At 75.8% G+C, this 8,680-nt stretch carries 1 protein-coding gene; it reads left to right on the top strand.

Annotated elements, in window-relative coordinates; all coding sequences use genetic code 11:
* On the top strand, positions 1 to 8,680 hold an 8,680-nt coding region (locus tag ACEPPI_RS38635), incomplete at both ends, for an SDR family NAD(P)-dependent oxidoreductase (RefSeq protein ID WP_373919936.1).

The following is an 8,680-nucleotide window of genomic DNA, read 5'->3' as shown; positions in this document are numbered from 1 at the left end:
CCGCCGCACCGCGGCCGACCAGGGCGCCGCCCCCGCCGACGGCCTCGCCGAGCGGCTCCTGCCGCTGACCGCCGCCGAACGCGACCGGCTGCTGCTCGCCACCGTCCGCGTCCAGGTCGCCGCAGTCCTCGGCTTCCCCGGCCCCGACGCCGTCGACCCCGGCCGCGCCTTCAAGGAACTCGGCTTCGACTCGCTCACCGCCGTCGAGCTGCGCAACCGCCTCGGCTCCGCCACCGGCGTCCGGCTGCCGGCCACCCTGGTCTTCGACTACCCCACCCCGAACGCCCTCGCCGCGTTCCTGCGCACCGAACTCCTCGGCGACCGGGCCGCCCCCGCCGCGCACGCCGCCGCCGGCGCCCCGGCCGTCGCCGACGAGCCCATCGCCATCGTCGCCATGGCCTGCCGCTACCCCGGCGGAGTCAGCACCCCCGAGGAGCTGTGGCAGCTCGTCGCCGGCTCCGTCGACGCGATCTCCGACTTCCCCACGGACCGCGGCTGGAACCTCGACGGGCTCTACGACTCCGACCCCGGCCGCGCCGGCACCTCGTACACCCGTACCGGCGGCTTCCTGCACGACGCCGCCGACTTCGACCCGGACCTCTTCGGCATCAACCCGCGCGAGGCCCTGGCCATGGACCCGCACCAGCGGCTCCTGCTGGAGACCTCCTGGGAGGCGTTCGAGCGGGCCGGACTCGACCCCTCGTCGCTGCGCGGCAGCCGCACCGGCGTCTTCGCCGGCGTCATGTACCACGACTACCTGACCCGCCTCCCCGCCGTCCCCGAGGGCCTGGAGGGCTACCTCGGCACCGGCACCGCCGGCAGCGTCGCCTCCGGCCGCATCTCCTACACCTTCGGCCTGGAGGGCCCCGCCGTCACCATCGACACGGCCTGCTCCTCCTCCCTCGTCGCCCTGCACCTGGCCGCACAGGCCCTGCGCAGCGGCGAGTGCGACATGGCGCTCGCCGGCGGCGTCACCGTCATGTCCACCCCGGACACCTTCATCGACTTCAGCCGCCAGCGCGGCCTGTCCACCGACGGCCGCTGCAAGTCCTTCTCCGCCGACGCCGACGGCACGGGCTGGGCCGAGGGTGCCGGCATGATCCTCGTCGAGCGCCTCTCCGACGCCCGCCGCAACGGCCACCCCGTGCTCGCCGTCGTCCGCGGCACCGCCGTCAACCAGGACGGCGCCTCCAACGGCCTCACCGCCCCCAACGGCCCCTCGCAGCAGCGCGTCATCCGCGAGGCCCTGGCCCACGCGGGCCTGACCGCCGCCGACGTCGACGCCGTCGAGGCGCACGGCACCGGCACGACCCTCGGCGACCCCATCGAGGCGCAGGCCCTCCTCGCCACCTACGGCCAGGGCCGCCCCGGGGACCGGCCGCTGCGCCTGGGCTCCATCAAGTCGAACATCGGCCACACCCAGGCCGCCGCCGGCGCCGCCGGCATCATCAAGATGGTCCAGGCGATGCGCCACGGCGTCCTGCCCGCGTCCCTGCACATCGGCGAGCCCTCCCCGCACATCGACTGGACCGCCGGCGCCGTCGAGCTGCTCACCGAAGCTGCCGCCTGGCCCGAGACGGACCGTCCGCGCCGCGCCGGCATCTCCTCCTTCGGCGTCAGCGGCACCAACGCCCACGTCATCATCGAGCAGCCGCCGCTGGAGCAGACCGACGAGAGCGCGGCGGGCCCCGGCACGGCCCCGCTCACCGAGGGAGCCCCGCTCCCCTTCGTACTCGCCGGCCGTACCCCCGACGCGCTGCGCGCCCAGGCCGCCCGCCTCGCCGGCCACCTCGCCGCCCACCCCGAAGCCGCCCCCGCCGACGTGGCGTTCTCCCTGGCCACCACCCGCACCGCGCTGGACCGCCGGGCCGCCGTCGTCGCCGGGGACCGCGACGAGCTGCTGGCCGCGCTCACCGCGCTCGCCGCGGGCAAGGACGCCGCCCGGCTCGTGCGGCACGACACCGCCGACGGCCGCCTCGCCGTCCTCTTCACCGGACAGGGCAGCCAGCGCCCCGGCACGGGCCGCGAACTGTACGCCGCCCAACCGGTCTTCGCCGCCGCCCTCGACGAGGCCTGCGCCGCCCTCGACCCGCACCTCGAACAGTCCCTCAAGGACGTCCTGTTCGCCGAGGACTCCGAGCTGCTGAACCGGACCGGCTACACCCAGCCCGCCCTGTTCGCCCTGGAGACCGCGCTCTACCGGCTCGTCGAATCCTGGGGGGTGCGGCCCGACTTCGTATCCGGCCACTCCATCGGCGAGATCACCGCCGCGCACGTCGCGGGCGTCCTCACCCTGCCCGACGCGGCGAGGCTGGTCGCCGCCCGCGGCCGCCTCATGGAGGAACTCCCGGCCGGCGGGGCGATGATCGCGCTGAGCGCCACGGAGGACGAGGTCCGGCCGCTGCTGGCCGGCCACGAGGACCGGATCGGCATCGCCGCCGTCAACTCCGCCGCCGCCGTCGTCATCTCCGGCGAGGAGGACCTCGCCCTGGAGATCGCCGCCGAGTTCGAGCGCCGCGGCCGCCAGACCAAGCGGCTCACCGTCAGCCACGCCTTCCACTCCCCGCTGATGGACGGCATGCTCGACGCCTTCCGCGACGTCGCCGCCTCGCTCACCTACCACGCGCCCACCCTCCCCGTCGTCACCCACCTCACCGGCGCCGTCGCGGGCGAGGAACTGCGCACCCCCGAACACTGGGTCGCCCACGTCCGCGAAGCCGTCCGCTTCCTCGACGGCATCCGCACCCTGGACGCCGAACGCGTCACCACCTACCTCGAACTGGGCCCGCAGGGCGTCCTGTCGGGCCTCGGCCGCGACTGCCTCGGCGACACCGACACCGACACCGGCTCCGCGTCCGACGCCGTGTTCGTCCCGGCCCTGCGCCGCGACCGCGGCGAGGCCGAGGCGCTCGCCGCCGCCGTCGCCGCCCTCCACACCCGGGCCGTCCCGCTCGACTGGTCCGCGTACTTCGCCGCCACCGGCGCCCGCCGGACCGACCTGCCCACGTACGCCTTCCAGCGGCGCCGGTTCTGGCTCGAAGCGCCCGCCGGCTTCATCGGCGACGTCGAATCGGCCGGTCTGGGCGCCGCCCACCACCCGCTGCTCGGCGCCGCCGTACCGCTCGCCGACGGCGAGGGCTTCCTCTTCACCGGCCGGCTCTCCCTCGACACCCACCCCTGGCTCGCCGACCACGCCGTCATGGGCACCGTCCTGCTGCCCGGCACCGCCTTCGTCGAGCTGGCCATCCGCGCCGGCGACCAGGCCGGCTGCGACGTCCTGGAAGAACTCACCCTCGAAGCGCCGCTGGTCCTGGCCCCGCACACCGCCGTCCGCCTCCAGATCGTCGTCGGCGCCCCCGACCGGGACGGCCGCCGCACCCTCGACCTGTACTCCGGCGACCCGGACGCCGCCGACGACGAGCCGTGGACCCGACACGCCGCGGGCGTCCTCGCCACCGGCGCCCCGCGCCCCGCCTTCGACCTCGCCGCCTGGCCCCCGCCCGGCGCCGAAGCCGTCACCGTCGAGGGCCTGTACGAGCACCTCGGCCAGGGCGGATTCGCCTACGGGCCCGTCTTCCAGGGCCTGCGCGCCGCCTGGACCCTCGGCGAGGACGTCTACGCCGAGGTCGCCCTGCCCGAGGGCCTCCAGACGGAGGCCGCCCGGTTCGGCCTGCACCCGGCCCTCCTCGACGCCGCCCTGCACGCCACCTTCGTCAGGCCGTCCACCGACGGCGACCGCCGGGCCGGACTGCCCTTCTCCTGGCGCGGCGTGTCCCTGCACGCCGTCGGTGCGGCCGCCCTGCGGGTGCGCCTCACCGCCGAGGGGGAGGACGCCCTCACCCTCCAGCTGGCCGACACCACCGGCGCACCCGTCGCCGCCGTCGACCACCTGATCGTGCGGCCCGTCTCCGCCGACCGGCTCGCCGGCGCCCCGCGCACCGCCCACCACGAGTCGCTGTTCCGCATCGACTGGGCCACCCTGCCGCTGCCCGCCACCACCGGGGCCGCAGCCGAGGACACCGCCTGGGCCGTCCTCGCCACCGGCGCCGCCGCCGACGCAGCCGTCGCCACCGGCGCCGATGCCGCCACCGCGCTGCCCGGCCGGCCGCACGCCGACCTCGCGGCCCTCGCCGCCGCCCTCGACGCCGGCACCCCGGCCCCCGCGTGCGTCCTCGCCCCCCTGCCGTCCGCGACGGCGCGGGAGCTCACCCCGGACGCCGTCCGCGCCGCCACGCACCACGCCCTCGCCCTCGTCCAGGGCTGGCTCGCCGACGACCGCTTCGCCGACTCCCGGCTGGTGTTCGTCACCCGGGGCGCCGTCGCCACCCAGGGCGACTGGGACCTCACCGACCCCGTCCACGCCCCCGTCTGGGGCCTGGTCCGCTCCGCGCAGGCCGAGAACCCCGACCGCTTCGTCCTGGCCGACCTCGACGGCGACACCCCCACCGAGCTCCTCACCGCCGCCCTGGCCACCGACGAGCCCCAGTTCGCGGTCCGCCGCGGCACCGTCCACGCCCCGCGCCTCGCCCGGGTCCCCGCCACCACCCCGCTGACCCCGCCCGCCGACGGCTCCGCCTGGCGCATGGACATCGAGGACAAGGGCACCCTCGACCACCTCACCCTGCTGCCGAGCCCCGAGTCCGAGGCCCCGCTGGAGCCCGGCCAGGTCCGCGTCGCGGTCCGCGCCGCCGGCCTCAACTTCCGCGACGTCCTCAACGCCCTCGGCATGTACCCCGGCGACCCGGGCCTGATGGGAAGCGAAGGCGCCGGCACCGTCGTGGAGACCGGCCCCGGCGTCACGGACCTCGCCCCCGGCGACCGCGTCATGGGCATGCTGCCCGGCGCCTTCGGCCCGCTGGCCGTCGTCGACCGGCGCATGATCGCCCCCATGCCCGAGGGCTGGACCTTCGCCGAGGCAGCGGCCGTACCGATCGTCTTCATGACGGCCTACTACGCCCTCCACGACCTCGCCGGCCTGCGCCGCGGCGAGACCCTCCTCGTGCACGCCGCCGCCGGCGGCGTCGGCATGGCCGCCGTGCAGCTCGCCCGCCACTGGGGCGCCGACGTCTACGCCACCGCCGGCCCCGCCAAGTGGGACACCCTGCGCGGACTCGGCCTGACCGACGACCGGATCGCCTCCTCCCGCACCCTCGACTTCGAGGACACCTTCCGGACGGCCACCGACGGCCGCGGCGTCGACGTCGTCCTGGACTCCCTCGCCCGCGAGTTCGTCGACGCCTCGCTGCGGCTCCTGCCGCGCGGCGGCCGCTTCGTGGAGATGGGCAAGACCGACGTCCGCGACCCCCAGGACGTCGCCCGGGCCCACCCCGGCGTCTCCTACCAGGCGTTCGACCTCACCGAAGCCGGCCTCGACCGCATCCAGGAGATGCTCACCGAGCTCCTCGGCCTCTTCGAATCCGGCGCCCTGAACGCCATCCCGGTCTCCGCCTGGGACCTGCGCCAGGCGCCCGAGGCGTTCCGCTACCTCAGCCAGGCCCGCCACACCGGCAAGATCGTGCTGACCGTGCCCGCCGCCTGGAACCCCGAGGGCACCGTCCTCATCACCGGCGGCACCGGCACGCTGGGCGCCCTCGTGGCCCGGCACGCCGTCACCGCCCGGGGAGCCCGCCGCCTGGTCCTCACCAGCCGCCGCGGCGAACAGGCCGCCGGCGCCGCCGAACTCGCCGCCGAACTGCGCGCGCTCGGCGCCGAGGTCACCATCGCCGCCTGCGACGCCGCCGACCGCGAGGCCCTCGCCGCGCTGCTGGCCTCCGTACCGGCCGAGCACCCGCTGACCGCCGTCGTCCACACCGCCGGCGTCCTCGACGACGGCATCGCCGAAGCCCTCACCCCCGAACGGGTCGACCGCGTCCTGCGCCCCAAGGCCGACGCCGCCCTCCACCTGCACGAACTGACCCGCCGGCTCGACCTGGCCGACTTCGTGCTCTTCTCCTCCGCCGCAGGCACCTTCGGCGGCGCCGGCCAGGCCAACTACGCGGCCGCGAACGTCTTCCTCGACGCCCTCGCCCGCCACCGCCAGGCCCACGGCCTGCCCGCCACCGCCCTCGGCTGGGGTCTGTGGGCCGAGGCCAGCGGCATGACCGGCGATCTCGACAGCGCCGACAAGGACCGCATGACGCGCTCCGGCGTCCTCGGCCTCTCCTCCGAGGAGGGCCTCGCCCTCCTCGACACCGCCCACCGCACCGGTGACGCCCACCTCGTCCCCATGCAGCTCGACCTCGCGCCGCTGCGCCAGGCCGACGCGAGCATGGTTCCCGCCCTGCTGCGGGGCCTGGTCCGCGCCCCCGCCCGCCGCGCCGTCGAAGTCACCTCCGCCCGCACCGGAACCCCGCTGGTGGAACGGCTCGTACGACTGCCCGAGGGCGAGCGGGACGCACTCCTGCTCGACCTCGTACGCGACCAGGTCGCGGCCGTCCTCGGCCACGCCACCCCCGACGCCGTCGAACCCGGCCGCGCCTTCAAGGACCTCGGCTTCGACTCGCTGACCGCCGTCGAGTTCCGCAACCGCCTCGGCGCCACCGCCGGTGTCCGCCTGCCCGCCACCCTCGTCTTCGACTACCCGACCCCGACCGTCCTGGCCGGCTACCTCAAGGACGAACTCCTCGGCTCCGCGGCCGCCGCCGCGATCCTCCCGGCACACACGGCCGCCGCCGAGGCCGACGACCCCATCGCCATCGTCGCCATGAGCTGCCGCTTCCCCGGGGGCGTCCGCAGCCCCGAGGACCTGTGGGAACTGCTCGCCGAAGGACGCGACGGCATCGCCGACCTCCCCGCCGACCGCGGCTGGGACACCGAGGCGCTCTACGACCCCGACCCCGACAGCCCCGGCACCTCGTACGCCCGCGAAGGCGGCTTCGTCTACGACGCCCACCACTTCGACCCCTCCTTCTTCGGGATCAACCCCCGCGAGGCCCTCGCCATGGACCCGCAGCAGCGGCTGCTGCTGGAGACCTCCTGGGAGGCCTTCGAGCGGGCCGGAATCGACCCGACGGGCCTGCGCGGACAGCAGGTCGGCGTCTTCGTCGGCCAGATGCACAACGACTACGTGTCCCGCCTCAACACCGTCCCCGAGGGCGTCGAGGGCTACCTCGGCACCGGCGGCTCCAGCAGCATCGCCTCCGGCCGGGTCTCCTACACCTTCGGTTTCGAGGGCCCCGCCGTCACCGTCGACACCGCCTGCTCCTCCTCGCTGGTCGCCCTGCACCTCGCGGCCCAGGCGCTGCGCGCCGGCGAGTGCTCGATCGCCCTGGCCGGCGGCGTCACCATCATCACCACCCCCGACGTCTTCACCGAGTTCAGCCGCCAGCGCGGCCTCGCCGCCGACGGCCGCTGCAAGCCCTTCGCCGCCGCCGCCGACGGCACCGCCTGGGGCGAGGGCGTCGGCATGCTCCTCGTCGAGCGGCTCTCCGACGCCCGCCGCAACGGCCACCAGGTCCTCGCCGTGGTCCGCGGCACCGCCGTCAACCAGGACGGCGCCAGCAACGGCCTCACCGCCCCCAACGGCCCGTCCCAGCAGCGCGTCATCCGCCAGGCCCTCGCCAACTCCGGCCTGACCGCCGCCGACGTGGACGCGGTCGAGGCGCACGGCACCGGCACCCGGCTCGGCGACCCCATCGAGGCCCAGGCCCTGCTGGCCACGTACGGCCAGGACCGGCCCGAGGGCAGCCCCCTGTGGCTGGGCTCCATCAAGTCCAACTTCGGCCACACGCAGGCCGCCGCCGGTGTCGCGGGCATCATCAAGATGGTCCAGGCGATGCGCCACGGCATCCTGCCCGAGTCCCTGCACGTGGACGAGCCGTCCCCGCACGTCGACTGGTCGGCGGGCGCGGTCTCGCTGCTCACCGAGCAGCGCCCCTGGCCCGAGACGGGCCGGCCGCGCCGCGCGGGCATCTCCTCCTTCGGCATGAGCGGCACCAACGCCCACGCCATCGTGGAACTCCCCGAAGCACCGGCCGGGTCCGCCGCCGAAACCCCGGCCGCCCCGGCCGCGCCCCGGACGGCGCTCCCGTGGCACCTGAGCGCCCGCACTCCCGACGCCCTGCGCGCCCAGGGCGAGCGGCTCCTGGCCCACTTGGAGGCCCACCCGGAGGCGGAACCCGTCTCCATCGGGCACGCGTTGGCGACGACCCGGGCCGTCTTCGAGCACCGCGCCACCGTGGTCGCCTCGGACCGCGACGGTTTCCGCGCCGGCCTGACGGCCCTCGCGGAGGGCCGCGCGGCTGCGGGCCTGGCCCTGGGCTCACCGGCGGCGGGGGAGAAGCTCGCCTTCCTGTTCACGGGTCAGGGCAGCCAGCGCCTGGGGATGGGACGTGAGCTGTACGACGCCTTCCCGGTGTTCGCCGCCGCGCTGGATGCGGTGTGCGAGCGGCTGGAACTTCCGCTGAAGGAAGCGCTGTCCGGTACGGATGCGGAGCTGTTGGACCGTACGGAGTTCACGCAGCCGGCGTTGTTCGCGGTGGAGGTGGCGCTGTTCCGGCTCGTGGAGAGCTGGGGTGTCCGGCCCGACTTCGTGTCCGGGCATTCGATCGGTGAGATCGCTGCCGCGCACGTGGCGGGGGTGTTGTCGCTGGACGATGCGTGCGTGTTGGTGGCCGCCCGCGGGCGGTTGATGCAGGCGCTGCCTTCGGGTGGGGTGATGATCGCGCTGGAGGCTGCGGAG

It is taken from the genome of Streptomyces sp. AB3(2024) (assembly GCF_041862025.1).
Taxonomy (GTDB): Bacteria; Actinomycetota; Actinomycetes; order Streptomycetales; family Streptomycetaceae; genus Streptomyces.
The sequence above is the reverse complement of the archived record's forward strand: the minus strand, read 5'-3'. Positions and strand labels throughout refer to the sequence as shown.